The sequence below is a fragment of the Saccharothrix espanaensis DSM 44229 genome, from assembly GCF_000328705.1.
Taxonomy (GTDB): Bacteria; Actinomycetota; Actinomycetes; order Mycobacteriales; family Pseudonocardiaceae; genus Actinosynnema; species Actinosynnema espanaense.
In genome coordinates, this window is the sequence record NC_019673.1 from 7,174,732 (window position 1) to 7,200,417 (window position 25,686).

The following is a 25,686-nucleotide window of genomic DNA, read 5'->3' on the forward strand; positions in this document are numbered from 1 at the left end:
TCCACCACCAGGATCCTCACGGGCGCTCCGCGGGGTCCGGGCCGGCCGAACCGAGGATGGCCGCGGCCTGGCGGCGCATCTCGACCTTGCGGACCTTGCCGGTGACGGTCATCGGGAACTCCGCCACGACGTGCACGTACCGGGGGATCTTGTAGTGGGCCAGCTCGCCCGCGCAGAACTCGCGGACCGCCTCGGCGGTCAGCGGGGCCGCGCCGGGCCGCAGCCGCAGCCACGCCATCAGCTCCTCGCCGTACTTGGCGTCGGGCACGCCGATCACCTGCGCGTCGAGGACGTCCGGGTGGGTGTGGAGGAATTCCTCGATCTCGCGCGGGTAGACGTTCTCGCCGCCCCGGATGACCATGTCCTTGATGCGCCCGGTGATGCTGACGTACCCGTCGTCGTCCATCACCGCCAGGTCGCCGGTGTGCATCCAGCGCGCCGGGTCGATCGCCTCGGCGGTCTTGTCCGGCTGCTCCCAGTAGCCCAACATCACCGAGTAGCCCCGGGTGCACAGCTCGCCGGGCGTGCCGCGCGGCACCGTGCGGCCGTGCTCCGGGTCGACCACCTTGACCTCCAGGTGCGGCCCGACGCGGCCGACCGTGGCGACCCGGCGGTCCAGCGCGTCGTCGCGGCGGGTCTGGGTGGACACCGGGGACGTCTCGGTCATGCCGTAGCAGATGGAAACCTCGCGCATCCCCATCCGCTCCACGACCTGCTTCATCACCTCGACCGGGCACGGCGAGCCGGCCATGATCCCGGTGCGCAGCGACGACAGGTCGTGGCTGTCGAACGAGGGGTCGGCCAGTTCGGCGATGAACATCGTCGGCACGCCGTAGAGCGAGGTGCAACGCTCGTCGGCGACTGCCTTCAGGGTGGCGGCGGGGTCGAACGCGGGGGCGGGGAGCACCACGCACGCGCCGTGCGTCGTCGCCGCCAGGTTCCCCATGACCAGCCCGAAGCAGTGGTACAGGGGAACGGGAAGGCAAATGCGATCGTCCACAGTGTACCCGAGCAGCTCGCCGACGAAGTACCCGTTGTTCAGGATGTTGTGGTGCGACAGGGTCGCGCCCTTGGGGAACCCCGTGGTGCCGGACGTGTACTGGATGTTGATCGGGTCGTCGGCGGACAGCTCCGGCCACTCCGGCAGGTCCGACGAGTGCAGTTCGGTCCACTGTGGACTGTCGAGCAGCACGACCTGGCGCAGAGCCGGGCAGCGCGGCCGGACCTGCTCGATCATCCCGGCGTAGTCGGAGGTCTTGAACGAGGTGGCGGCGACCAGCGTCCGCACCCCGGACTGGGCGAGCACGTACTCCAGCTCGTGCACCCGGTAGGCGGGGTTGACGGTGACCAGGACGGCACCGATCCGCGCGGTCGCGTACTGGGTCAGGAACCACTCGGCGCGGTTGGGCGCCCAGATGCCGACCCGGTCGCCCGGCCGCACCCCGGACGCCCACAGCCCGGCCGCGACGGCGTCGACCTCGGCGACCAGCTCGCGGTAGGTCCAGCGGCGGCCGGTGGCGCACTCCACGAGCGCCTCGCGCCCGCCGTGCGCCTCGGCGGCGCGATCGAGGTTCGCCGCGACGGTGTCGCCCAGCAGCGGCACTTCCGAGGTGCCCGAGGAGTAGCTCAGGTCCGCCATCACGGCAACGTACCGCAGGTAGCGGCCCCGCGATCCCTCCAAGTGGAGACGTCGCCGGAGGCCGTCAGGGCAGCTCGCAGCGCAGCACCGAACCGCCGTCCTCGACGCACAGCAGGCTCAATGCACAAGGTGGCGGACACCGTGGCCGGCGCGGTCGGCGTGCCGTTCGTGCACATCGCGGTGATGGCGTGGCGCGGGGTGCGGAGGCGGTCGTCCTGGGGATGCACGGAGATCACGCTCCTGGTCGTCCAGGACGTCTGCGCCGTGCCGCTGGCCGATTCGACGCGCAGTCACGCCGAGGCCGTGGCGCACGCGCTCGTCCCGTAGCGCGGGCGACTCCGTACCGGTCCACGAGGGTGACCGCGACACCGGATTCGCGCAGGGCCTCCAGGATCAGTTCCAGGTAGATGCCGTCCAACGACGCCCGGGACGCCGCGAACTCCCGCCAGACGATCTCCGCCGGCGGCGGCGCCGACCCGTCGGACAGGCACTCCGCGAGGGCGTCGAGGCTCGCCCCGCAGTGGCCGCCGGGTCCGTGGACCGCCTCGCCCAGCGCGCAGTAGAACGCCGTGTTCGTGGTGATGGCCGCGCCGTCCAGGTGCACGACACCACCCACCTCACGCCGGACGGCGTCGCGGGTCGGGGTGTCGCGGGTCGCGTGGTACCAGGAGTTCTGCGCGACGGCCAACCAGGTGTCCTGGTGGGCGGGCGGCAGGCCCAGCCACTCCCCTCGGCCAGCGGAACGCCCGACGCCCACCGCCGCCAGATCCGTTCGGCCGCCGGGCACTCGCAGCGGTTGTGGAAGATCCGGCACGACACGCTGTCCGGCGGGGCCGCCCCGGCGTTCCCGAGCGCCACCCGGCCGACGGAGTACTCGCCGACCTGACGGCCCAGCGGGTCCACGATCTTCAGCGCGGCGTCCTCGGTGCGGCGGAGGGCGCGGCTCACCTGGTGCACACCCCGGAAGAGCACTTCCGGGTGCTCCTCCTCCGGGTCGACGAAGAACCCGTCCACGTCCTCTGCCGCGACCAGCACCGAGCCGGTCCCATCATCGTGCACCCGGCCACGGTGAGTCATGCCGGAATCGGGCTAGGCGAGGGTTTTCTGGTACGCCACGGTGGTCGGCGGGCCTCGGTGGAACGCGCGGACCCGGTAGCTCGCGCGCTTCTCGCTCGGCAGGGTGACCAGCCCGAACGACGTGACATCCGGGTCGAGGGTCGCGACGACCGAGTACTCCCCGGCGCCGGCGGGCCGGGCCTCCAGCAGGTAGCCGTCCTCGCCGACCGCCCGGTCGGTCCAGCTGAACAGGATCCCGTTGGCGTGCCGGGCTTGCGCCCGCAGGCCGGCGGGGGCCGCGTCCGGAGACCGGACGGGGTGGCCGCCGGGCCGGCCCTTGCGCGGTTCGGCCCACCCGTGGGAGTCCTCCGCCGGCACGTCGTCGCCCGGCGGGAGCGCCACCTCCACCGGCTCGGACGCCGGCCCGAAGTACGGCCGGACCCGGTAGTAGCAGCGGGTTTCCGGGACCAGGTCGGGGTGCTCGTAGGAGTTCTCGCCCGGTTGGGCGTAGTGCAGCACGGTGTACTCGCCGTCGGGGTCGTCGGCGTACTCGACGGTCTGGCCCGCCGCGCCGGGGTCCGGGTTCCAGGTCAGGTAGACGTCGGTCGGCGCGGTGAGCACGGCGGTCAGCCCACCGGGCCCCGGCCCCGCGCACGCGGCCAGGAGCAGCAACGGGACGAGGAGCACGCGCGCCAGTACCGGATTCCGCTTCGCACGACCGTGATCCGGTTTCGGCCGCCGCTCGTGCGGCAGGCCCCGAACCAGTCGCCGCCGCGTCCAACCACCGGGACGCCGGATTTCGGAGAGCCGAACGTCGGGGAGCGAGGCGACCACTCGCGGGGACATGCGGACCTCCTCCGGCTCCGCGGAACGCGGGCCGCGACAGCCGAGGCGGTGGCGCAGGTCACTGTATGGGGTGCGCGGCGATGTCGGCAAGGCGCTCGGGCGGCTCGGGAACCCGCGGTACGGCAGAGTGGAGGGCATGGACCTGACACCGCGTGGGATCTTCGGGCTGGCCCGGACGACCGTCGAGACCGCCCTCTCCGTCCCCGGCCGGGTGCTCGGCCTGCTGGAGGCCGCCGAAGACGTGGTGCGCCGCGCCGACACCCTGGTGGCCCGCACCGAGCGGGTGCTGGACAAGACCGAGAACCTGGTGGACCGAGCGGGCGCGGTGACCGCGATCGCGGAGACCGTGACCGACGACGCCGGCCGCACCGTCCGCACGTCCCGCGAGCTGATGGACTCCTACGCGCCGCTCGCCCAGCGCGCGCACCCGCTCGCGCAGCGGTTCGTGGAGGAGCTCTCGGCGCACGAGGTGGACGCCGCGATCGAGCTGGTGGACCAGCTCCCGGTGCTGACCAAGCACCTGATCGAGGACGTCCTGCCGATCATGTCCACTTTGGACAAGGTGGGCCCGGACATCCACCAGCTGCTGGAGGTCACCAACGACGTGCGGCAGGCGATCCTGGGCATTCCGGGGTTCGCGTTCCTGCGCAAGCGCGGCGAGGACAAGGAAGACGACTGACACTCACCGCGTTTCCACGGGTCAAAGGAAAAACCCATTTGGGTGTGAGTTCAGGCCCGCAGCGCGTCCTCGGCGGCCCGGAGGTGCTCTACGCGCAACCCGGTCGCCGGATCGACGGCGATCAGCGCGGTGATCTCGCGCCGGCGGGCCAGGAACGCCTCGCGCGCCGACCGGTACAGGTCGAAATCGTCGTCGAACCACGCCAACGGCCGGCCGGCGGCGAACCGGCCCACCGCCGCGTACTTCCACACCGGTCGGCCCTCGTAGGCGCGCAAGCCGATCACGGGCAGGTCCGGCAGCCCCAGCGCGGGACCGACGGTGGTGTTCGCGCGGTGCTCCCACGACGTCGCCCACGCCAGGTCCGCGTCCAAGTGGGCGGCGAGGTCGAGCAACGCGGTGCCGTGCGCGGCGTTGAGCCACGCGTGCTGAGTCCGGCGACGCCACCGGGACAGCCGCCAGCGGTGTTCGACGTACCCGTCCGGCGGCGTCTTCGCGGCCCACGGGTTGAGCGGGCCGTCGACGTCCAGCAACAGCAGCGGTCGCATCTCCGGCACCTCCCAGGACCAACCTAGTACGCCGTCCGCGCGAGTCCGCTGCCCGCCCGGTGCGGATTCCGCCGGCCGGGGAACGGGTAGCCCGTCGGCATGAAGTGGCGAATCGTTGTGGCGGTCGCTGGTGTGCTCGCGGTCGCGGCGCTGGTCGCGGCGTTCCTCGTGGTCCCCCGGTTCGGCACGGACACCATCGACCGGAGCCAACCGGCGGTGCTCCAGTCGTTGCGGGACCTGAGCCAGTTCCACGCCGCCGCCGGCGAGTACCAGGTGGTGCTGGACATCGAGCGGGACGTCCAGTTCGTGCCGGCGGCGCTGGCCGGGCAGCGGACGCTGTTCGTGGCGGCCGGGTCGGTCAACGCCTACGTGGAGTTCGAGGACCTCGCCGAAGGTGCGCTGAAGGTCTCGGCGGACGGCAAGTCGGTCGAGGTCGACCTGCCCAAACCGGTGCTGGACAAGCCCAACCTGCACCAGGACCGGTGTTACGTGTTCGCCCAGGAACGCGGCCTGATCGACCGGCTCGCCTCGATCGTCGAAGCGCCGGACCAGCAGCCGTTCTACGTGGCCGCGGAGCAGAAGATCGCCGACGCGGCACGGGAGTCCGGGCTGGCCGAGCGCGCCGCGGAGAGCACCCGGCGGATGCTCACCGGGATGCTCGGCGGTCTCGGCTACCAGGTCCGGTTCACCGACACCGACTGATCCCGCCCGAGCGCACCCGCCACCGACGCCGACCGGCCACGCGGCGGTCGGCGTAGGCTCACCGCCTGATGAGACGCAAGCTCCGGCCGCCGCTGCCCCAGCGCCACGGCCTCGACCCGGCGCGGCTGCGGCTGCCCGACGAAGGCCCGTGGGCCACGATCCGCGACCACCTGGTGGCGCGGCTGCCCAGGGTGGCGCCGGAGCGGATCGACGTGCTGCTGGCCGAGGGCCGGATCGTCGACCTGGCCGGCCCGATCGCCCCGGACGCGCCGTTCGCGCCCGGCACGTCGGTGTGGTTCCACCGCGACCTGCCCGACGAGGTGCCGGTCCCGTTCGAGATCGGGGTGGTGCACCGCGACGACGCGATCCTGGTCGTGGACAAGCCGCACTTCCTGGCCACGATCCCGCGCGGCAGCCACGTCGTGCAGACCGCGCTGGTCCGGCTGCGGCGGGAGTTCGGCCTGCCGGACCTGGTCCCGGCGCACCGGCTGGACCGGGTCACCGCCGGTCTGGTGATGTTCGTGGTGGACCCGAGGCTGCGCGGGAAGTACCAGACGATGTTCCGCGATCGCCTGGTGCGCAAGGAGTACGAGGCGATCGCCCGGCACGACCCGGAACTGGGGCTGCCGCGCGTGGTGCGCAGCCGGATCGTGAAGGTGAAGGGCGTCATCACCGCGCAGGAGATCGAGGGCCCGCCGAACGCCGAGACCCTGGTGGAGCTGCTGGAGCACCGGGCCGGCTGGGGCCGCTACCGGCTCACCCCGACCACCGGGCGCACCCACCAGCTGCGCCTGCACCTGGCGGGCCTGGGGGTGCCGATCCGGCACGACGACTTCTACCCGGTGCTGCGCGACAAGCCGCTGGACGACTTCACCGACCCGTTGCAGCTGCTGGCGAAGGTTTTGTCGTTCACCGACCCGGTGACCGGCGTCGAGCACCGGTTCACCAGCCGGCTGCGGCTGGACCTCTAGCGCGCGGCGGGTCGCCCGGCGCTCCAGCGCGCCGCGGGTTGCCCGGCGGCACGGCGGACCGGCCGGACAACCCGGGTTCCCGACCGGGTCCCGGCCGGGGCGGTGCTGCTACTCCAGGTACCCGAGCATCTGCGCGATCTGGCCGGTGCGGGACTGGAAGATGCGCTCCGCCATGGCTTTCGCCTGCGGGTTCACCCCGCCCTCGCGCTCCAGCTTGGCCATCTCGACGGCGTTGTGCTGGTGGGCGATGAGCAGGTTCAGGAAGGCTTTCTCGAACTCGCCGGACGGCGTGGTGCCCAGCGCCGCGATGGACTCCGGGCTGGTCGAGTGGTCGCCGCCGTGCCCCGCGTGCAGCTGCGGGTTGTCACCGGCGGACTCGGGCTGCTTCCAGTCCTGCAACCACTTCAGCATCGAGTCCACTTCGGACAGCTGGGTGACCTCGATCGCCGAGGCGAGGGTCTTGACTTCCGAGCGCACGGGCTTGTCGTGGGCCATCTTGACCAGTTCCAGGCCGGTGCGCTGGTGCGGCACCGACATCTGCAGGAACATCACGTCGACCGGGTTGAAGTCGTTGGTCTCCACCACGGTGGACACGGGTCCGGTGGGCGCGGCCACCAGGTCGGTGCCGCCGAGGCCGCAACCGGCCAGCAGCAGCAGGCCGGCCAGCGCGGCTGTGAGGCGTCGCAAGGTCGTCCTCCTTGTCAGCACTGGGAATCCCGGACAGCGGGAGTCCACTACTGGGGAATCCGGCGGCGGGAGCCGGGCCGGTGATCAGCACCGGGGGTTCAGCGCCGGAAGGCCCGCCCGCGCCCGGAGAGGGCGGCGCGGACGGGCTCGGCTCCGACGTGCTTACAGCCGCTGCCAGAGGGAGGCGGTGTTCGGCGGCTCCCAACCGGTCAGCGAGGTGTGGCCCTGGATGCAGCGGAAGGACGAACCGCCGTAGGTGACCTGCGCGCCGACCGCGTACGAGACGCCGGCCGCCCACGTGCCGCCTGCGGGCGGGGTCGTGGTCGTCGTCGGCTGGGTCGTCGTGGTCGGGCGCGTGGTGGTCGTGGTCGGCCGGGTGGTGGTCGTCGGGTCGGGACCGCCGGGGCCGACCTGGAGGTCGACGCAGGAGTAGAACGCCATCGGGGTGTCCGCGATGTTCCACACCGCCAGCATCTTGATGCGACCGGTCCGGCCGCCCAGGTTCACGTTGTGGGTGACGGTCGAGCCGGGCTGCCGGCCGCCGTCGTTGACCTCGGCGACCTTGCTGCCGCCGATGAAGTACTGCCACGTCGTGGTGGCGTGGCGGGCGGTGATCGTCCACGTGAAGGTCGCGTTGTTGCCGACCGTGGTGGCCGGCCACGCCTTGCTGTCGTCGCTGAGCGGAGCCCACCGGCTGTCACCCGCGTGACAGTTCTGCTGGCCCTTGGCGCCTTCCACGCTCTGCGGTTCGTAGACGACGGCCCCGCAGTTCGAGACACGGCCCTGCGCGCAGTTCGCCTGCCGGCTGGGCGGCGAGGAGATGTAGCCGTGCGCGCTGGCCGTGCCCGCCGACACCACGACGATGAACGGGGCGATGCCCACGCCGGCGAGCACCGCCGCGAGCTTGCGTTTGAAGGTCATTGTCCAGCTCCTTCGGAGGAAACCCCGAGAGGTTTCCAGGGCAGGGTCCAAATCCGCGGCGGCCGGATTGACACCGGGTGACAGCCCGCAGGTGAGTCGTCACTCGGCGATGTGGTCTAGACCATAATCGTGAACGTCATCCGGGTCAAGGATCTGAACCGACTGGTCCAGTGGGCCGTAGCCCCGGGTGTGAACACCCGACCCGGTAGGCGTTCGGTCGCCTTGGCGGCGGTCTTGCTCACCGCGTTCGGCGCGCACGCGGTGGTACCCGCCATGGCCCACGCCCAACCCTCCGCGTCCGACGCGCTCCAGGAGTACAACGACCTGTCCCGGGAGGCCGAACGTCTGCACGAGGAGCACCTCAAGGCACAGGACGAACTCGCGGGAAAGCAGGGCGAGCTGGACCGCGCGAACGCCGACCTCGGCGAGGCCGCGCGCCTGGGCGACCAGGCCAGGGCCGACCAGGAGCTGTTCCGCGGCCGGGTCGACCTGCTCACCGAGGCCACCTTCGAGGGTGCCACCTTCACCGGCCTGTCCGCACTGCTCGTTTCCGGGTCACAGCAGGACTTCCTGAACCGGATGAGCGCGCTGGACCTGTTGGCCGCCGACCACGGCGAGGCCCTGGACCGCCTTTCAGCCGCCGTCGACTCCGCCGAACGGTCCAAAGCCGGTGCGCTGGACGCACAACAGCGTGCGACGCAGGCCACCGACGACGCCCGCAAGCTCGTCGACGACATCGCCGGCCGCCAAGAAGCCCTGGACCGCCAGGTGGCGGACGCGCGGGCGCAGTACCGCTCGCTGTCGACCGCGGACAAGGCGGTGCTCGCCGCACCCGGCGACACGTCGACCGTGCCGGTGCCGTCGGGTGCGGCGGGAGCGGCGCTGGAGTTCGCCCTGGCGCAGCGCGGGGAGCCGTACGTGTTCGGCGCCAACGGTCCGGACGCGTGGGACTGCTCCAGCCTCACCCAGGCCGCCTACCGCGCCGCCGGCGTGCCCATCCCGCGCACCACCTACTCACAGGCCCTGGTCGGCCGCGCGGTGGGCCGCGGCGAGGTCCAGCCGGGCGACCTGGTCATCTACTACTCCGGGCAGTCGCACGTGGCGATGGTCGTGGACGGGGTGCGCGCGGTGCACGCGTCCACCGAGGGCGTGCCGGTGAGGATCGCCGACATCGACTCCATCGGCCCGATCAGCGTCATCCGCCGCGTCGTGGGTTGAGCCCGCCGCGCGAATCCCGTCGGGACGCGCGGAACGGGGTCCGCCACGCCTGGCGGACCCCGTTTCGTTCAGCGGGTTCCCGGCGGGAAGGCGTTTCCCGGCGGGAGGGTGTTGCCCAGTAGGACGGCTGCCCAGCAGGACGGCTGCCCAGCAGGACGGTGCTGCTCAGCAGGACAGGTTGTTGCCCGGGGCGACCCCCAGGATGCCGGTGAACCGCTGGTAGGCGTTCACCCGGCTCTGGACCTGCGCCGGGTTGCGGCCGTCGCACTCCAGGGAACCGTTGATGCTGCGGATCGTCTGGCCGAAGCCGTGGCCGTTGACCATCGCGTTGTGCGGGGTCATCGTGCCCGGCCCGTTCTGCGTGTTCCAGTACCAGAGGCCGGTCTGCCAGGCGACCGACGGGTCGGTCTGCACCAGGCTGGGGTTGGTCAGCAGCGGCAGGCCCAGCGCGTCACCGGCCGCCTTGTAGTTGAAGTTCCAGCTGAGCTGGATCGGACCGCGACCGTAGTAGGCCGCCTGCCCCGCCGGGCAGCCGTAGGGCTGGCTCGCGTCGCAGTAGTGCGGGTAGTTGGCCTGGTTCTGCTCCACGATGTGCACCAGGCCGCCGGTCTCGTGGTTGACGTTGGCCAGGAACGCCGCCGCCTCCTGCCGCTTCACCGTGTCGCTGCCGGTGTTCGCGAAACCGGGGTACGCCTTCAGCGCCGCGGTCAGCCCGCTGTAGGTGTAGAAGGAGTTCCGGCTCGGGAACATCTGGTTGAACTGGGCCTCGGTGACCACGAAACCACCCGGGAGGGGCGGGGTGGACGTCGTGGTCGTGGTCGGCGGCGTGGTGGTGCCGCCGCACCCGGTGTACGGGTCCCAGTACCAGGTGGAGACGAGCGGGTCGTAGCCCGGGTTGTCGTGCTCGGCGATGTAGTTCTTGCCGTCGGTGTACCGGACGATGCTGCCCGCGGCGTAGAACTGGCCCTGCGCCCACGCGGGGTAGGAGCAGTTCGTCGGCGGAGTGGTCGTGGTCGGCGGAGTCGTGGTGGGTGGCGTGGTGGTGGGCGGGGTGGTCGTGCCGCCGCAGGTGCCCTGGTCGGCCCAGACCGCCGCCGTGCCGGGCTTCTCGTTCTGGGTCCACCACTTGGCCGACCAGTTCCGGCCGTTGTGGGAGGCCGCCTGGCCGCCGGTGTAGACGGCGGACGAACTCCACGCGGTCGCACAGGCGGCGGCGGTGGCCGTGGTGGCGACCGCGGCGACGGTCAGTGCCGCCCCGACCACGATGGTGGCGATGGCCGCCACTACGCGGATTCTCGACACGTGATCTCTTCTTCCGTTCGAGCGCCCTCGGACGTGACGTGGCACACGCAACCAGATTGGTCTATACCAGTCAAGGGTGACGTGCGAGATTCCCGGACGATCGACGCCAAGGCGAACCATATTCCGCGCAGGACGGATAGGGCCAGGTCACGCCGGCCAGTCGACGGCGATTCCACCCGCCCGCGGAGACATACGCCGCGCGCCACGAGCGGTTCACCGCCGGCACAGCCCTCGTGACGCCGGCGGTGGTCTCGGATGACTCCGGTGGGACCACCGCGAATCGACCACCGCGCCCGAGCGGGAACTAGTGGCCGCGCACGAACACGACGACGCACGGGTGCACGACGATCCGACCGCCGTCGGCGTACCCCGGCCGGACCGTGTGCGCCACGGTGTCGACCAGGTCGTCCTCAGCGGTCGGCTCGGTGCCCACGACGTGGTGCCGCAGGTGGTCGACCAGCCGCCCGTCCGGGATCAACGGCCGCAGGCCGGACGCCACCAGCAGGCCCTCCGCCGCCCGCGCCGGCCCGTCCGGCAGGTCCGCCGCCAGGTCGGCCAGGCCGCGCACCAACGCGTCCCGCTCCACCACGACCGGCCGGGGCCGGGGCAGTTCGGCCGCCGCCGCGCCCAGCAGCGCCGCGGCGACCAGCAGCCCGAGCGCCGCGCCGGCCGGCGGGCGCACCGACGCGGGCACCGCCACCGACGTCCACCAGCCGTCCGCCGTGGCGTGCGAGCCGACCACACCGCCGTTGGACACCAGCAGCGACACCGCCGCCTGGTCGGTCTGCCCCACCACCACGGCGACGTGGGGCGTGCCGCCGCGCGAGGACGGCTCGTTGGCCCGAGCGGGCCGCACGACCACCGCCCGCGCCCCGGCCGGCAGCGCGCCGCCCACCTGCTCGGCGATGGCGGCGGCGGCCGGGTCGGTCACCCGCCGGGCGGTGTCGAGCACCGCGACCGCGAGCGCCTCGGGGTCCTCGGTCGGGGTGCCCGGGGCGAGCAGCGCGGCCAGCGCGCAGAACGTCCCGAGCGCGGCGGTGACCACGAGCGCGGCGGCGATGCGGTTCCTGCGGGTTCGCGGCACTCCCACACCGTCGGCCCGATCGGTCACCGGCTGAGCGGGCCGTCCGGGTGAATCAGCGGCGCGCGGTCGGCGCACCACGCTCGGTGGTCACGCCGTGTGCTCCACCAACCGGTCGGTGAACAGCCCCCACACCGCCGCCGGCAGCTCGTGCCCGGTGCCCGGCAGCACCAGCAGGATCGCCCCCGGGATCTCCGCCACCAGCGCCTCGCCGTGCGCCAACGGGAAAAGCGGGTCGAGTTCGCCGTGCGCGACGAGCGTCGGGGCGACCACGTCGGCCAGCCGCGAGCGCGACTCCCCACCACCGGCGGCGTGCACGTGGTTGTTGCTGCCAGCGATGTTCGGCGAGCGGTCGAAGACCCGGCCGGCCAGCGCGCGTGCGGCGTCCTCGTCCACCGGGTGGGTCCCCAGGAACGGCCGGTTGCCCGCCACCAGGTACTCCACCACCGACTCCCGCGACGTCCAGTCCGGCTCCGGCGTGCCGCCCGCCGCGAAGTACGCCGCCAGGGAGGGCGCCGGCGGCGGCAGCTCGTGCGGTGTCGGGACGACCGGGCTGGTGGCCACCAGGGTCAGGGTGGCCACCCGGTCCGGGTGGTCGAGCGCGAGCACCTGGCCGATGCCGCCGCCCATCGACAAGCCGACGACGTGCGCGCGGGCCACCCCCAACGCGTCCAGCACGCCCACCGCGTCCTCGGCCAGGTCCCGCCCCGTGTAGCCGGGCTCGCCCGGCGGGTAGGCCACCGACCGGCCGGTGTCGCGGTGGTCGTAGCGGATCACGAACCGGCCGCGCGCGGCGAGCCCGGCGCAGAACCCGTCTCCCCAGTTGTCCATGGACCCGGTCATCCCGGCGATCAGCAGCACCGCCGCGTCCTCCGGCGAGCCGAAGGTCTCGACGCACAGCTCCACGCCGTTGGCGCGCACCACTTCTTCGGTCACACCGCCACGGTAGCCGCCGCGACCAGCTCGGCCTGGCGGAACCGGTCCTCGGTGAACGGCATCGCCACGATCCGGTCCGCGCCCGCCTCGACCAGCGCCGCGAACCGCTCGGCGGCCCGCGCGGGTGAGCCGGTGACGATCACCTCGCGGGCGGCCTCCTCGGACACGCCGTAGTCGGTCATCCCCTTGACCCGCCGGTCGATCGCCGCCGCCGGCACGTCGCCCAGGGCCACGCTCACGCCGACCGTCACGCCCGGCCGGGGCCGGCCGAACTCGTCAGCCAGCTCGGTCAGCCGCGCGACACCGGCCGCGATCGCGGCGCGCGGCACGAACGCCGGGTACCAGTGGTCGCCGTACCGGGCGGCGCGGCGCAGCGCGGCCGCGCCGCCGCCACCGACCAGCAGCGGCGGCATGGTCGCCCCGGGCGAGAGCACGACCTGCGCGCCGTGCAGGCCGACCGGCGTGCCGCGGACCAGGCCGGGCAGCACGTCGAGCACCGCGTCGGTGCGCTTGCCGCGCTGCGCGAACGGGACGTCCACCGCCCGCCAGGCCGCTTCGCCGTGCGCGTCGCCGCCGCTGCCGACACCGAGCAGCACCCGGTCGCCGGAGAGGTGTTGCAGGGTGGCGACCTGCTTGGCGGTCCACGCGGGCGGGCGCAGCGCCACCACCATCACGCCGAAGCCGAGCTTGATCCGGGAGGTGACCGCGGCGGCCGTGGCCAGCACGAGGGTGCTGTCCAGGAACGGGTTGAGCGGGATCAGGTGGTCGCCGTGCCACAGCGACTCCAGGCCCACGCCCTCGGCGTGCTGCGCGAAGGCGATGATGTCGTGCCCGAAGCCGGGCAGCGTGATGCCGACGTCCATCACCGCACCTCCAGCAGCGTCTTGCCGACCGTGGCGCGGGATTCGATGACGGCGTGCGCGGCGGCGGCCTGCGCGAGCGGGAAGCGCTGCCCGACGACGGGGCGCACCGCGCCTCGCGCGGCCTGGCGCAGGACGTCGGCCACGAGTTCGCGCACCAGTTCCGGCGTGGGCCGGTCGCCGGCGACCAGCACGACACCGCGCGCGGCGGCGCGGTCCGGGTCGACCGCCGCCCACTCGCCGCTGGCCAGGCCGTAGCTGAGCATCCGCCCGCCGGACGTGAGCAGCTCGAACGCGGCCCGCGCGGTCGGCCCGCCGACGCCGTCGAACACCACGTCCACCGGCCCGGCCCGCCGCGCCCAGTCCGGCCGCAGGTAGTCGACCACGTCGTCCGCGCCCAAGCCGCGCACGACCTCGCCCTTGTCCGGCCCGCCGGCCGCGCCGACGACCGTCGCGCCGGCGGCCTTGGCGAGCTGCACCAGCAGGGTGCCGACACCGCCCGCCGCGGCGAGCACCAGCACCCGCTGCCCGGCCACCGGGCCGACGGCGCGCAGGTTCAGCAGGGCGGTCCGGCCGTCGGCCAGCAGCGCGACGGCGGTGTCCAGCGGCACCCCGTCCGGCACCACGACCACACCGGCGGCGTCGACCGCGGCCCGCTCGGCGTACCCGCCCGAACCACCGGTCGACGTCACGACCCGCTGCCCGACCAGGCCGGGGTCCACGCCGGGCCCGACCCCGGTCACCACCCCGCCGACCCCGTTGCCCGGGATCCCCGGCGGCTCGATCCCGAACGGGCCCCGGCCGGTGGCCCGGTACTGCGTCTCGACGAACGTGATGTTCGCGTAGGCCACCTCGACCAGCACCTGCCCCGGCCCGGCCACCGGATCCGGGGCCTCTCCCGCGACCAGCACCTCCGGCCCGCCGAACCCCGTCAACCACACCGCACGCACGGCATCCCCCAGTGATCGCTCCGACTGTGCCGCCCAGCCTGGTACCTCGACTTTGGTCGAGGTCAAGTGCGACTGCCGGGGGTGCTTGTCGGAGTGCGATCTTCGGGGTGGCCACCGCCGGGTGCGGGTACGGCGGAATTCCCCGGGGCCGGCCCCGGGGAATCCACTGCCGCGAACCGCTACCGGTCGGCGGCGGACGCTCAGGTTTCCCGGTAGAGCGTGAAAGCGGTCCGGACCGGTTCCCCGGAACTCACGATGTCCGAAGTCACCCCGCCGATCGACCGCGGCACCGCACTGCTGTTGTCACACCCCCGGTCCCGACTGGCGAAAGTCACCTGGGGGAACGGGGAAACAGCCGGCACGTTCCAGCTCACCGTTCCGGCGGAAAGCGTGTAAGGCGCGGTCCCGACCACCGTGGTGCTCTGCCGGAGAATTGTCGTCCGGACCGTGCCGTCGGTGCCGAACCGCACCGTCACCGGGCTGGCTCTGCCGACCACCTGGAGGTCCGTGACGAACCCGTGGTAGAGCCGGTTCGAGTAGTCCGCAGCGGCCAGCCCGCAACCGGCGTTGTCGGCGTTCGCCCTGGGCTGCAAGGCCACCAGCGCGCCCACGACGGCCAACACCCCGATCAGGCCGACCACCGCCGAGCGTCGGATCACCATCACTGTCGACATGGCACTCCCTCATTTCCCGGTTCAGCGCGCCGCGATGTCGACCGCAGCGCCGACGAAGGCGGTCGGCACCAGTGGACAGCCCGTCGAGCGGGCTCGACCGCCATTCGTGATGGACAATGCAATCAATACTCTTGTCCGGCACTGCCCATCGCGAATCCACCGAAGGAATGAGTAGCCCGCACTACCGGGTGATGACAGCCGGTGAGCCGCACACCGCTTTTCCACCGCGATTCCACCGGGTCCGGAATGAATTCACCGGCCGCCGTTCAGCGATACGCGTCCTGCCCGACCGGCCGGACCAGGATCTCGTTGACATCCACAGTGGACGGTTGGGACACCGCGTAGAGCACGGCCCGCGCCACGTCCTCGGGAGCGAGCTTCGGGTCCGCGAGCCGCGACGCCGGGATGCCGCCGGTGTCGGTCAGACCCGGCTGCACGAGCGTGACCCGCACGCCGGTGCCGACGCACTCCGCGCGGATCGCCTGCGACAGCCCGGTGACCGCCCACTTCGTCGCCGCGTACAGGTTGCCCGGCCGCACCCCGCGCCCGGCCGCCGAGCCGGTCAGCACCAGGTGCCCGCCGGAGCGGATCAGCGCGGGCAGCGCGGCGCGCGCGGTGAACGCCGGCCCGCACACGTTGGTCAGCACCATGTCGCTCCACTGCGACGGCGGCGCGCCCTGCGACGACGTGAACGAGGTGACCACGCTGGAGCCCGCGTTGGCGAACACCACGTCCAGCCGGCCCCACTCCTCCTCGACCTGGCCGACCAGCGCGGCGAGCTGCTCCCACGCCCGCACGTCGCACGACGCCGCCCACACCCGGTCCGGGCCGCCCAGCTTTGCGGCCTCGACCGCCAGCTTGTCGAGGTCCCGCGCGGTCAGCACCAGTCGATACCCCGCCTCGGCGGCCAGTCGCGCGGTGGCCAGGCCGATGCCGCGGGACGCCCCCGTGATGAGGAATACCCCTTCACCCATGTCGGCAGGCTACTGCTGGTTGGATCAACGCACCGCGCTACACCGTCAGATGCAACGAAAATCGCGGTGCCGGCGTCGAGGAGTCGGGTATCCGTTCGATCGGGGGCACATGGACATCAACCGAAGGTCCGCGCTGGGGCTGGGCTCGGCCGCGGCGGCGGGTGCCGTGCTGGGCACCGCCGGCACCGCACAGGCGCAGGAGAGCGACGCGGAATGGGAGGCGCTGATCCCGACCACAGCCGATTCGGCGCGGCGCAAGGTCGCGCGCAAGTACCAGCGGGAGACCCGGCGCGCGGGCGGCACGTGGGCGTCCTACATCGGCGTGGCCGACCCGGACGGCGTGGTGAAGGCCGCCGTCGAGCAGGACGCCGACCGGGTCGTCGAGGCGTACAGCGTGAACAAGATCGCGGTCGCGGTCGCGGTGCTGGACAAGGTCGACCGCGGCCTGATCACGCTGGACCAGCGGGTCGAGGTCACCCAGGCGATCGTCATCCAGGACACCGACGGGATCTTCGGGCTCGACGGCGCGTACCCGTCGTCGGTGACCGTGGGGCACGCGCTGGCCGCGCTGCTGACCGTCTCGGACAACACCGCCGTGCGGCTGTCCGGGCTGGTCTGCCCGGCGCTGGAGCTCAACCAGATCCTGCGGGACAAGGGTTTCACGCACACCCAGGTCGTGCCGGTGGCCAACCCGAACCGGTTCTTCCTCGGCACGACCACGCCGCGCGAGACGTTCACGCTGTTGCAGAAGCTGGTCAAGGGCGAACTGCTGTCGGAGGCGTCGACGACGCACCTGCTGACCGTGCTGCGGTCGCTGACCTCGTTCACCGACGGGATCCGGCTGGAGCTGTCGTCGGCGGAGCGGCTGAACGTGGCGACCAAGGCCGGGTGGTTCGCCGACGGCCGCAACGAGGCCGGGATCGTGTTCGACGCGGCGGGCAAGCCGGTGATCACGTACGCGCTGTTCGCTTCCGGGCAGTTCGCGGGCGACCAGACGGCGAACGCGGACAACTACAGCTCCACCCACCCGGCGCTGCGGGCACGCGCGGCGCTCGGCCGTGCGCTGTACGACTCGGTCCTGCGGATCACCACGTCCCGGCCGCGCTCCTACCGGGCGCAGCCGTACCGGGCCTACAACGGCGACTGACCCGTGGACCCCGCGAGCCGCCGAACGGCGCGGCCCGCGGGGTCCGACCGGGTGATGCACACCACGCCCGCCGCATCGCCCCACCTGCACTTCCCCCGGCCTCGAAGCGGCGCTGACCAGGCACTGTGACCTTTTCGGCGGCTCGGGGCCGCCGGTGAGCCGGTGAGACCAGCGCCCTACCCCCCGAACGGACACCACGCGCCGTGTATCCCACGGGACTCTGCGTCGTCTTGTCAGTACGGGAACATTCGGGGGAATGGAGTCTCGCCAGATGTCCGAGCTGCTGCACCTGCACGCCGAGCGGCGCGGCCTGCGGCCACCGCTGCGCGGCTCGCGGGAGATCCAGGGCAACGTGCTGGCCGCCTTCAACAAGGACCACCAGCAGTTCCGGTTCGTGCGGTTCACCGACGCGAAGCTGGGGCGGACGTGGCTCGCCGCCATGCTCGGGCACATCTCGGTGACCGCCGACGTCGAGGACTTCAACGAGGCGTTCTCGCTGGGCCGGGCGATGTTCGGCGCGGACCCGCAGACCCTCCAGGCGACCTGGACCAACCTGTCGCTGACCCCCGCCGGCCTGCTCAAGCTCGCGATCAACCCCAAGGCGGTCGAGGAGGACCTCCGCGACCGCGATCCCGAGCTGTGGCAGGGCGCGGAGGCCAGGGCGGACGTGACCGGCGACGACCCGGAGGAGTGGCGGTTCGGTCGGGACGGTCAGCGGATCCACGCGGTGGTCACGCTCGCGTCGGACACCGAGGAGCGGCTGCGGGCCGTGGACGCGCTGCTGGACCTGCTCGACGACCTGCTCGGCGTGGTCAAGGTGCACCAGGAGGAGGGCGCGACCCTGCCGGGGGCGCGGCGCGGGCACGAGCACTTCGGGTACAAGGACGGCATCTCCCAGCCCGGCGTGCGCGACTTCCACGAGGAGGACCGCAACCGGCCCGGCCACCGGCTCGGGCACGCGGGGGCGCTGCTGGTCAACCCCGGTGAGTTCGTGTTCGGCCACGACACCGAGCGCGGCGACGAGAGCCGCCGGACCGCGCGGTGGCTGCGGGACGGGTCGCTCCAGGTGATCCGCCGGCTGACCCAGGACGTGGCCGGGTGGAACCGGGCGGTCGAGCGGCACGCGGAGGCGGCCGGGACCACGCCGGAGGAGCTGGGCGCGCTGCTGATCGGCCGGCACAAGGACGGCCGGCCGCTGGCCGCGCCGACCGACGACGGCCTGGGCCTGGGCCCGGACCGCAACGACTTCGACTACGCCCACGACCCGCGCGGCACCCTGACCCCGTGCCCGGCGCACATCCGCAAGACCAACCCGAGGTCGTTCACGTTCCGCGACCCGAGGCAACGCCGGATCCTGCGCCGCGGCATCCCGTTCGGCCCGCCGCACGAGGACGACCCGCACGCGGAGCGGGGGTTGGTGTTCGTGGCGCACTGCACGTCGATCCGCGAGCAGTTCGAGTTCCAGCAGCGGGTGTGGGCGGGCAACCCCGACTTCGCCGGCGGCGAGGACGGAGCCCCGACCGGGACCGACCCGGTGATCGGCGGCGAAGGCGAGGCGAGGATCGAAACTTCCGACGTCGCGACGACGTTGACGTTCCAGCGGTACGTCCGCACCACGGGCGCCCTGTACGCCCTCGTCCCGTCCGTCAGCACGCTCCGCCTGCTGGCGGCAGGACGGGAGTTGCCCCGCTAGGGGCACCCCGGAGGCCGGCCGTGGCCGCCGTCCACGACCGGCCTCCGCGCCCGTTGGTGTGGGAAGCGGAACCCAGCCAGGCAGCTTGGGCCGGCGTCGGCTGCCAGGCGCGCGGTTTCGGTCAGGCCGAAGGGTTCTACGGGTTCGCGCCACAGGCCGATCGACTCGATTCCGTTGCACACGCAGACATCCACCGCTTCCAGCGCCGTCGCGTGTTTGATCGTGGCCTGGTTCGAGGAAGTGTCACGACAGCACGTCCACCACTTGTGCCAACGGCGCGCCGCCGACTCCGGATCGCTCGACAAACCCGCCTGTTCGGCCAAGCGCAACGTCTCCCCCCAGGTCGACCAGCCGGCGCGGCTCGCGGATGCCGGCCGAGTAGAGCTGAGCACGATCCCGCTACGACCGGCGCGTCCCGACCGCCCACCGCGCGGACGGCTACCCTCGGCGATCCCGGGACGTGGTGCGGGGGTCTCGCTGGCCACCGCGTCCCGCGTGCTCAACGGCAGCACCCGCCAGGTGAGCGACGAGCTGCGGGAACGGGTGGTCGGGGCGGCCCGTGAGCTGGGCTACCTGCCCAACGCGTCCGCGCAGGCGCTGGCCCGCAACAGCAGCGTGCTGGTGGGCCTGGTGGTGCACGACATCGCGGACCCGTACTTCTCCGGCATCGCGGCCGGGGTGACCCGGATCGTCGAGGAAGCGGGACTGGTCGTGGTGCTGGGCACCACCGGGCGCGGGCGCTGGTGATCGCCGGCAGCCGCACCACCGACCGGCACGCGGTGACCCGGCTGGCCGGGGAGCCGGCCGCGTTCACCGGCCAGGGCGGGCGGGTGGCGTGCGTCTCGCAGGCCGAGCTCGGCGTGGGCACCGTGGTCCCCGCGAACCGGGTCGGCGCGCGGGCGCCGGCCCGCGCGCTGGCGGGGCTGGGCCACCGGCGCTTCGCGGCGCTGGCCGGGCCGCCGGAGCTGCTGGTGGCCCGCGACCGGCTGGCCGGGTTCCGGGCCGGGCCGGCCGACGCGGGCGTCGACCTGCCGGACGCGCACGTCGTGCACGGCGGGTTCACCCGCGACGGCGGGCACGAGGCCGCCGCCCGGCTGCTCGCCGCACGGACCGGCGCCACCTGCGTGTTCGCCGCGAACGACGTGATGGCGATGGGCGCGATGGCGGCGTTGCGCGAGCACGGCGTGCGGCTGCCCGAAGACGTGTCGCCGGCCGGGTTCGACGACATCCCGACGCTGCGCGACCTGGCGCCCGGCCTGAGCACGGTCCGGCTGCCGCTGGAGGACATGGGCGAACGGGCCGCGCGGCTGGTGCTGGACGAGGTCGTCGGCGAGCCGCGCACGGTCCGGGTGGCGGGCGAGGTGGTGCTGCGGGCGAGCACGTCCCCACCCGGTGGAACCGGCCTGCGCTGACCCGGGTGGACTCTCTAAACTGGACGAGGCAGTCCGACCACCCCGTCGAGGAGTGAGCCCTTCCGTGCGCGACGCGCAATCGCCTGGTCACAGTACCGAGCCGGGTGCGACACCCGGCTGTCCGCAAGACCCGGCCCCCTCGGGGGGTGCCCGGTGACCGAGGTCCTGCTCAGCCTGCTCGGCCTGGTGGCCGTCCTGGCGCTGACCGTCGGGACGTTCATCGCGGTCGCCGCCGAGTTCTCGCTCACCGCGCTGGAGCGCAGCACCGTCGAGTCGCACGTCGCCGCGGTCGGCGACGCGAAGGCCAGGACGGTGGAGAAGGCGCACCGGTCGCTGTCGTTCCAGCTCTCCGGCTCGCAGTTGGCGATCACGATCACCACGCTGATCACCGGCTACATCGCCGAGCCCGCGATCGCCCGGCTGGTCGCCCCCGCGCTGTCGCTGGTGGGCGTGCCGGACTCGGTGGCCGGGCCGATCTCGCTGGTCATCGCGCTGGCGCTGGCGACGGCGCTGTCCATGGTGTTCGGCGAGCTGGTGCCGAAGAACCTGGCCATCGCCAAGCCGCTGGAGACCGCGCGGGCCGTGGCGGGCATCCAGGCCAGGTTCTCCGCGGTGTTCCGCTGGCTGATCACCGGCCTGAACGGCACCGCGAACTGGCTGGTGCGCCGGCTGGGTGTGGAACCGGCCGAGGAGCTGGCCTCCGCCCGGTCGCCGCAGGAGCTGGGCGCGCTGGTCCGCTCCAGCGCCGAGCACGGCACGATCGACGCGGGCACGGCGACCCTGCTGGACCGCTCGCTGCGGTTCGGCGACCGGACGGCCGACGAGCTGATGACGCCGCGGGTGCGGGTCGAGTCGCTGCGCGCCGACGCCACCGTGCTGGACCTGCTGGACAAGGCGCGGGAGACCGGGTTCTCCCGGTTCCCGGTCTACACCGGCGACCTGGACGAGGTGCGCGGCATGGTGCACGTCAAGCAGGCGTTCAACGTGCCGCGCGCGCAGCGGGCGACGACCCCGTTGTCCGCGCTGACCCGGCCGGTGCAGACGGTGCCGACGACGTTGGAGGGCGACGCGCTGCTGGACCGGCTGCGCGCGTCCGGCTTGCAGACCGCGCTGGTGGTGGACGAGTACGGCGGCACGGCCGGCATGGTGACGCTGGAAGACCTGGTGGAGGAGATTGTCGGCGACGTCCGCGACGAGCACGACCGCCGGGAGGGCGCGCCGGTGCGGGCGCTGGGCGGGAGCAGCTGGATCATGTCCGGCCTGCTGCGCGTGGACGAGGTGTTCGAGGCCAGCGGGTTCCGGATGCCGACCGGCGACTTCGAGACGCTGGCCGGGCTGGTGCTGGCCCTGCTGGGCCGGATCCCGGACGTCGGCGACGAGATCCGGGTGGACGGCTGGCGGATCACCGTGCTGCTGATGGACCGGCACCGGGTGGCCGAGCTCAAGGTGACCCGGGTCGAGCAGGCGGCGGAGGTGGCGCGGTGAGCGTCCTGGTGATCTTCCTGCTGCTGGCGGGCAACGCGTTCTTCGTGGGCGCGGAGTTCGCGATCATCACCGCCCGCCGGGACCGGTTGGAGGGGCTGGCCGAGCGGGGCAGCTCCCGGGCCCGGGTGGTGATCAAGGCGGGCCGCGAGCTGCCGCTGCTGATCGCGGGCGCGCAGCTGGGCATCACGCTGTGCTCGCTGGGGCTGGGCGCGCTGGGCGAGCCGGCGGTGGCGGCGCTGCTGGAGGGCCCGTTCGGGGCGATCGGGCTGCCCGAGGCGGTGCTGCACGGCGTGGCGTTCGCGCTGGCGCTGGTGATCGTGGTGGGCCTGCACACCGTGCTGGGCGAGATGGTGCCGAAGAACCTGGCCATCGCCGGGCCGGAGCGCACCGCGCTGTGGCTGGTGCCGGTGCACTACTGGTTCTGCCGGCTGGTCGCGCCGCTGCTCAACGGGTTCACCGTGGTCGCGACGGCGGTGCTGCGGCTGGTGGGCGTGACGCCGAAGGAGGAGCTGGAGTCCGCGTACACGCCCGACGAGCTGGCGCTGCTGATCGCGCAGTCCCGGCGGGAGGGCCTGCTGGAGGACTCCGAGCACCGGCGGCTGGCGCAGACGCTGTCGTCGGCCGAGCGGACCGTGGCCGACGTGCTGGTGCCGCTGGAGCGGGTCACGTCGGTGTCCGCGCGGCCGACCATGGGCGAGATCGAGGCGGCGGTGGCCGAGACCGGGTTCTCCCGGTTCCCGGTGCGCGCCGCCGACCGGCTGATCGGCTACCTGCACGTGAAGGACGTGCTGGACCTGGCGGACGCGGACCCGGGCACGCAGGTGCCGGCGAGCCGGGTCCGGGGGCTGCCGGAGGTGCGGGTGAGCGCCCGGCTGGACGAGGCGCTGGCGGCGTTGCGGCGGGCGCAGAGCCACCTGGCGCGGGCCGTGACGGCGGAGGGCGACCTGATCGGCGTGGTCGCTCTGGAGGACCTGGTCGAGGAGTACGTGGGCACCGTCCGCGACGGCACGCACGTGCGCCGCGAAGCGTGATCGCAGGCCCGCCACCGCACCGGGTGGCGGGCCGCGGTGCCACTCTGCGCCGCCTTGGTGCCATCGGCACACCCCTACAGGTGCGGCAGGCCATTCGAAGTCGCCGGATTCCACCGGCAGGAAGTCCTCAAAACACCGCTGAGCTGCGCAAACGCCACCTCACGCCACAGTGGCACAAGTTGGCACCACCGAAGACTTGCCATGGCACCACTGCACTGCCATAGTGGTGCCATGGACCTCACGCCCTTCGTCGAAAGTCTGCGCCGCGAACTCGCGACGGCCGCTGAGGCCGTCGGCGCGGACGCGGGCGCGCTGGCCCAACGGCTCACCTCGCAGATCGACTCGGTGACCCGGCTGACCCTGCTCGAAGCCCTGTCGGTGGCGGCCTCGGAGATCACCCGCGACCTGGCCCCCGGCTCGGTCGACGTGCGGCTGCGCGGGCGCGACCCGGAGTTCGTGGTCGCCGCGCCGCCCGCCGAGCCGGCCTTCCAGGACACCCCCGACGTCACCCCGCCGCCGCCCCCGCCCACCGGCGACGAGGACGGCGCGATGACGCGGATCAACCTGCGCCTGCCCGAGCACCTCAAGCTGCGGGTGGAGGACGCCGCCGCCCGCGCCGGGATCTCGGTCAACGCCTGGCTGGTGCGCGCCGCGTCGAGCGCGCTCGAACCGGCCTCCCGGCAGCCGACCCGCAACGTCGGCCAGCGCTACACCGGCTGGGTCCGCTGACCCGCTGACCTGCCCGAACGCCTTCCCGACCGACTACCAGGGGACAGCCATGCCCACTTTCGCCACGCCCGAACCGATCGCCGTCACCCTCGACCTGGTGATGGGCACGACCCGGATCACCGCCGGACACCGCGCCGACACCGTCGTCGAACTGCGCCCCGGCGACCCGGCCCGCGAGAACGACCTGCGCGCCGTCGAGCAGACCCGCGTCGAGTTCGAGGACGGCCGGCTGCTGGTCAAGTCGCCCAAGGTGCGGGGCATCTTCAACAAGGGCGGCGCGGTCGACGTGACCATCCACCTGCCCACCGGCTCCACCGTGCAGGGCAACACCGCGATGGGCAGCCTGTTCGCCCGCGGCGGGTACGGCGAGTTCCGCTTCAAGAGCGCCGCCGGCGACGTCGAGGTCGAGCGGTCCGGGCCGACCTACCTGCGCACCGCCATGGGCAACCTGGTGGCGGTCCACGTCACCGGCGAGGCCGACGTGCTCACCGGGTCGGGCGACCTGCGCGTGGACCACGTCGCCGGCAGCGCCGTGGCGCGCAACTCCAACGGCGCCATCCGGCTCGGCGAGGTCACCGGCGCGGTGCGGGCGCAGAACGCCAACGGCGACGTCGTGATCGACCGGGCGCTGGCCGACGTCACCGCGAAGACCGCCAACGGCAGCGTGCGGATCGACGAGGTGGTGCGCGGCAACGTCGTGCTGGAGACCGCCGCGGGCCGGCTGGAGGTCGGCATCCGCGAGGGCTCCGCCGCGTGGCTCGACGTCCGGACCGTGCTGGGCGCGGTGCACAACTCGCTGGAGTCGGCCACCGGCCCCGAATCCGGCACCGAGACCGTCGAGGTCCGGGCCCGCAACGGCTTCGGCGACATCGTGATCCGCCGAGCCCCGAACAAGGAGGACTGACACATGACCGACACCACCGGGTGGGCCGTCCACCCGCACCAGTTCTGGCTGCGCGGCGAGCGCCCCGCCGAACGGGTCTCGTTCGACGCGGAGAAGGGCTTATGGAACGTCTACGGGTACGAGGAGGTGGCCACCGTGCTCGCCGACCCGAAGACGTTCTCCTCGGCCCACGTCAACGACCTGTTCCCGGTCGACGTCCCGCCCGAGTCCAGCGCCGGCAACCTGCTCGACCTCGACCCGCCCGACCACCGCAAGCTGCGCAACCTGGTGAGCAAGGGCTTTTCCGCCAAGGTCGTCGCGGACCTGGAGCCGCGGATCGCCGCGCTCACCCACGAGCTGCTCGACGCGGTCGAGGGCGACCGGCTGGAGCTGGTCGACGGCCTGGCCTACCCGCTGCCGGTGATCGTCATCGCCGAGCTGCTCGGCCTGCCGGCCGCGGACCGGGAGCTGTTCCGCGACTGGGTGGACGTGCTGTTCTCGCAGAAGAACGACATCACGACGACGGCCGACAAGGAGCAGATGGAGGCCGACTTCGCGGTCCAGAACGAAGCCCTGGCCCCGATGTTCCAGTACCTGCGGGAGCACGCCGCCCAACGCCGGAAGGACCCCCGTGACGACCTGATCAGCGCGCTGGTGCGGGCGGAGGTCGACGGGGAGCGGCTGACCGACACCGAGCTGGTCAACTTCACCACCGTGCTGCTGGTGGCCGGGCACATCACCACCACCATGCTGCTGGGCAACACCACCCTGTGCCTGGACGCCCACCCCGACCAGCGGGCCCGGCTGCGCGCGGACCGCTCCGGGATCCCCACCGCGATCGAGGAGTCCCTGCGGTTCCTCACCCCGTTCTCGGTGATGGCCCGCGCCACCACAACCCCGGTGGTCGTCGGCGGCCGGGAGATCCCCGCCGACCAGCTGGTGCTGGTGTCGTTGGCCGCGGCCAACCGCGACCCGGGCAAGTTCGCCGACCCGGACGCGTTCGACGCCCGCCGCGACCCCAACCCGCACCTCGGCTTCGGCCGCGGCATCCACTTCTGCGTCGGGGCCCCGCTGGCCCGGCTGGAAGGCCGCATCGCGATCGACATCCTGCTCGACCGGTTCCCCGACCTGCGGGTGGACCCGGAGATCCCGCCGACGTTCATGCCCTCGCCGTTCATGACCGGCGTGCGCACGCTCCACCTCCGCACCGCCTAGCACGACGCGGACCCCCTCGTGGCGGGGTCCGACCCTGCCGGGCCCCGCTC

Annotated in this window: 26 protein-coding genes and 1 pseudogene; 14 read left to right on the top strand and 13 right to left on the bottom strand. The window is 72.9% G+C overall.

Going from position 1 to position 25,686, the window contains the following annotated elements:
- Positions 1 to 16: 16 nt before the first annotated feature.
- Positions 17 to 1,639, bottom strand: a complete 1,623-nt coding sequence (locus BN6_RS30980; RefSeq protein WP_041318721.1) for an AMP-binding protein — start codon at positions 1,637 to 1,639, stop codon at positions 17 to 19.
- 120 nt (positions 1,640 to 1,759) lie between these two features.
- Between BN6_RS30980 and BN6_RS47310 the strand changes: the two genes are divergently transcribed.
- Positions 1,760 to 1,966 (top strand): hypothetical protein, encoded by a 207-nt coding sequence (locus BN6_RS47310; protein WP_041314654.1) that lies wholly within the window; start codon positions 1,760 to 1,762, stop codon positions 1,964 to 1,966.
- On the opposite strand, the gene BN6_RS50315 is transcribed toward BN6_RS47310, so the two are convergent.
- Positions 1,872 to 2,396 carry a barstar family protein gene (locus BN6_RS50315; RefSeq protein ID WP_408005268.1) on the bottom strand — a complete coding sequence of 175 codons (525 nt, stop codon included), beginning with the start codon at positions 2,394 to 2,396 and terminating at the stop codon, positions 1,872 to 1,874. The two genes, BN6_RS47310 and BN6_RS50315, sit on opposite strands and share 95 nt — an antisense overlap.
- Here BN6_RS50315 and BN6_RS47080 point away from each other — a divergent pair.
- Positions 2,298 to 2,525 (top strand): hypothetical protein, encoded by a 228-nt coding sequence (locus tag BN6_RS47080; RefSeq protein ID WP_162164596.1) that lies wholly within the window; start codon positions 2,298 to 2,300, stop codon positions 2,523 to 2,525. The two genes, BN6_RS50315 and BN6_RS47080, sit on opposite strands and share 99 nt — an antisense overlap.
- 203 nt (positions 2,526 to 2,728) lie before the next feature.
- On the opposite strand, the gene BN6_RS30995 is transcribed toward BN6_RS47080, so the two are convergent.
- Positions 2,729 to 3,382, bottom strand: a complete 654-nt coding sequence (locus BN6_RS30995; RefSeq protein ID WP_231904801.1) for a fibronectin type III domain-containing protein — start codon at positions 3,380 to 3,382, stop codon at positions 2,729 to 2,731.
- A 295-nt stretch (positions 3,383 to 3,677) separates the two neighbouring features.
- Between BN6_RS30995 and BN6_RS31000 the strand changes: the two genes are divergently transcribed.
- Complete coding sequence (locus tag BN6_RS31000) at positions 3,678 to 4,220, top strand: hypothetical protein (RefSeq protein WP_041318726.1); 543 nt, start codon at positions 3,678 to 3,680, stop codon at positions 4,218 to 4,220.
- A 50-nt stretch (positions 4,221 to 4,270) separates the two neighbouring features.
- On the opposite strand, the gene BN6_RS31005 is transcribed toward BN6_RS31000, so the two are convergent.
- Entirely contained in the window at positions 4,271 to 4,765 is a 495-nt protein-coding gene (locus BN6_RS31005) for an HAD domain-containing protein (protein ID WP_041314660.1), read from the bottom strand.
- 99 nt (positions 4,766 to 4,864) lie between these two features.
- Between BN6_RS31005 and BN6_RS31010 the strand changes: the two genes are divergently transcribed.
- Positions 4,865 to 5,467: a DUF4230 domain-containing protein gene (locus tag BN6_RS31010; protein WP_015103794.1), complete on the top strand. Its 603-nt coding sequence runs from the start codon at positions 4,865 to 4,867 to the stop codon at positions 5,465 to 5,467.
- A gap of 68 nt (positions 5,468 to 5,535) precedes the next feature.
- Positions 5,536 to 6,438 carry a pseudouridine synthase gene (locus tag BN6_RS31015; RefSeq protein ID WP_015103795.1) on the top strand — a complete coding sequence of 301 codons (903 nt, stop codon included), beginning with the start codon at positions 5,536 to 5,538 and terminating at the stop codon, positions 6,436 to 6,438.
- Positions 6,439 to 6,546: 108 nt separating this feature from the next.
- Here BN6_RS31015 and BN6_RS31020 read toward each other — a convergent pair whose 3' ends face one another.
- Both BN6_RS31020 and BN6_RS31025 read right to left on the bottom strand, forming a co-directional pair.
- Complete coding sequence (locus tag BN6_RS31020) at positions 6,547 to 7,125, bottom strand: DUF305 domain-containing protein (protein ID WP_231904802.1); 579 nt, start codon at positions 7,123 to 7,125, stop codon at positions 6,547 to 6,549.
- A 162-nt stretch (positions 7,126 to 7,287) separates the two neighbouring features.
- Positions 7,288 to 8,046 (bottom strand): lytic polysaccharide monooxygenase, encoded by a 759-nt coding sequence (locus BN6_RS31025; protein WP_015103797.1) that lies wholly within the window; start codon positions 8,044 to 8,046, stop codon positions 7,288 to 7,290.
- A gap of 222 nt (positions 8,047 to 8,268) precedes the next feature.
- Here BN6_RS31025 and BN6_RS31030 point away from each other — a divergent pair, with 222 nt between their 5' ends.
- The gene (locus tag BN6_RS31030; protein ID WP_231904803.1) at positions 8,269 to 9,264 is read left to right on the top strand and encodes a C40 family peptidase; all 996 of its coding nucleotides are present in this window, start codon (positions 8,269 to 8,271) and stop codon (positions 9,262 to 9,264) included.
- 165 nt (positions 9,265 to 9,429) lie between these two features.
- On the opposite strand, the gene BN6_RS31035 is transcribed toward BN6_RS31030, so the two are convergent.
- The 7 genes from BN6_RS31035 to BN6_RS31065 form a co-directional block, all read right to left on the bottom strand.
- Complete coding sequence (locus BN6_RS31035; protein WP_041314663.1) at positions 9,430 to 10,566, bottom strand: glycoside hydrolase family 19 protein; 1,137 nt, start codon at positions 10,564 to 10,566, stop codon at positions 9,430 to 9,432.
- A 304-nt stretch (positions 10,567 to 10,870) separates the two neighbouring features.
- A complete protein-coding gene (locus BN6_RS47085) occupies positions 10,871 to 11,650 on the bottom strand; it encodes a hypothetical protein (RefSeq protein ID WP_158509467.1) in 780 nt (259 codons plus the stop codon).
- A gap of 87 nt (positions 11,651 to 11,737) precedes the next feature.
- A complete protein-coding gene (locus tag BN6_RS31045; RefSeq protein WP_015103801.1) occupies positions 11,738 to 12,583 on the bottom strand; it encodes an alpha/beta fold hydrolase in 846 nt (281 codons plus the stop codon).
- The gene (locus BN6_RS31050) at positions 12,580 to 13,446 is read right to left on the bottom strand and encodes an LLM class flavin-dependent oxidoreductase (RefSeq protein ID WP_015103802.1); all 867 of its coding nucleotides are present in this window, start codon (positions 13,444 to 13,446) and stop codon (positions 12,580 to 12,582) included. The genes BN6_RS31045 and BN6_RS31050 overlap by 4 nt, the downstream gene beginning before the upstream one ends.
- The gene (locus BN6_RS31055) at positions 13,446 to 14,393 is read right to left on the bottom strand and encodes a zinc-binding dehydrogenase (RefSeq protein WP_015103803.1); all 948 of its coding nucleotides are present in this window, start codon (positions 14,391 to 14,393) and stop codon (positions 13,446 to 13,448) included. Before BN6_RS31055 ends, BN6_RS31050 begins: the two co-directional genes overlap by 1 nt.
- 200 nt (positions 14,394 to 14,593) lie before the next feature.
- Complete coding sequence (locus tag BN6_RS31060) at positions 14,594 to 15,067, bottom strand: hypothetical protein (RefSeq protein ID WP_015103804.1); 474 nt, start codon at positions 15,065 to 15,067, stop codon at positions 14,594 to 14,596.
- A 266-nt stretch (positions 15,068 to 15,333) separates the two neighbouring features.
- Positions 15,334 to 16,041, bottom strand: coding sequence for an SDR family oxidoreductase (locus BN6_RS31065; protein WP_015103805.1), 708 nt, complete (start codon positions 16,039 to 16,041; stop codon positions 15,334 to 15,336).
- 109 nt (positions 16,042 to 16,150) lie between these two features.
- On the opposite strand from BN6_RS31065, the gene BN6_RS31070 reads away from it, so the two are divergent.
- The 8 genes and pseudogenes from BN6_RS31070 (at position 16,151) to BN6_RS31105 (ending at position 25,636) form a co-directional block, all read left to right on the top strand.
- Entirely contained in the window at positions 16,151 to 17,188 is a 1,038-nt protein-coding gene (locus BN6_RS31070; RefSeq protein ID WP_148303095.1) for a serine hydrolase, read from the top strand.
- A 271-nt stretch (positions 17,189 to 17,459) separates the two neighbouring features.
- A complete protein-coding gene (locus tag BN6_RS31075) occupies positions 17,460 to 18,881 on the top strand; it encodes a Dyp-type peroxidase (RefSeq protein WP_148303096.1) in 1,422 nt (473 codons plus the stop codon).
- Between the two features lie 450 nt (positions 18,882 to 19,331).
- Positions 19,332 to 20,293: pseudogene (locus tag BN6_RS31080) on the top strand (LacI family DNA-binding transcriptional regulator).
- 153 nt (positions 20,294 to 20,446) lie between these two features.
- Positions 20,447 to 21,778: a hemolysin family protein gene (locus tag BN6_RS31085; protein WP_015103810.1), complete on the top strand. Its 1,332-nt coding sequence runs from the start codon at positions 20,447 to 20,449 to the stop codon at positions 21,776 to 21,778.
- Positions 21,775 to 22,809 (top strand): hemolysin family protein, encoded by a 1,035-nt coding sequence (locus BN6_RS31090; protein ID WP_015103811.1) that lies wholly within the window; start codon positions 21,775 to 21,777, stop codon positions 22,807 to 22,809. The genes BN6_RS31085 and BN6_RS31090 overlap by 4 nt, the downstream gene beginning before the upstream one ends.
- A gap of 231 nt (positions 22,810 to 23,040) precedes the next feature.
- Positions 23,041 to 23,538, top strand: a complete 498-nt coding sequence (locus tag BN6_RS31095) for a toxin-antitoxin system HicB family antitoxin (protein ID WP_041314674.1) — start codon at positions 23,041 to 23,043, stop codon at positions 23,536 to 23,538.
- 49 nt (positions 23,539 to 23,587) lie between these two features.
- Positions 23,588 to 24,442 (top strand): DUF4097 family beta strand repeat-containing protein, encoded by an 855-nt coding sequence (locus tag BN6_RS31100; RefSeq protein WP_015103813.1) that lies wholly within the window; start codon positions 23,588 to 23,590, stop codon positions 24,440 to 24,442.
- A gap of 3 nt (positions 24,443 to 24,445) precedes the next feature.
- On the top strand, positions 24,446 to 25,636 hold the full coding sequence (locus BN6_RS31105; protein ID WP_015103814.1) for a cytochrome P450: 1,191 nt from the start codon (positions 24,446 to 24,448) through the stop codon (positions 25,634 to 25,636).
- Positions 25,637 to 25,686 lie beyond the last annotated feature (50 nt).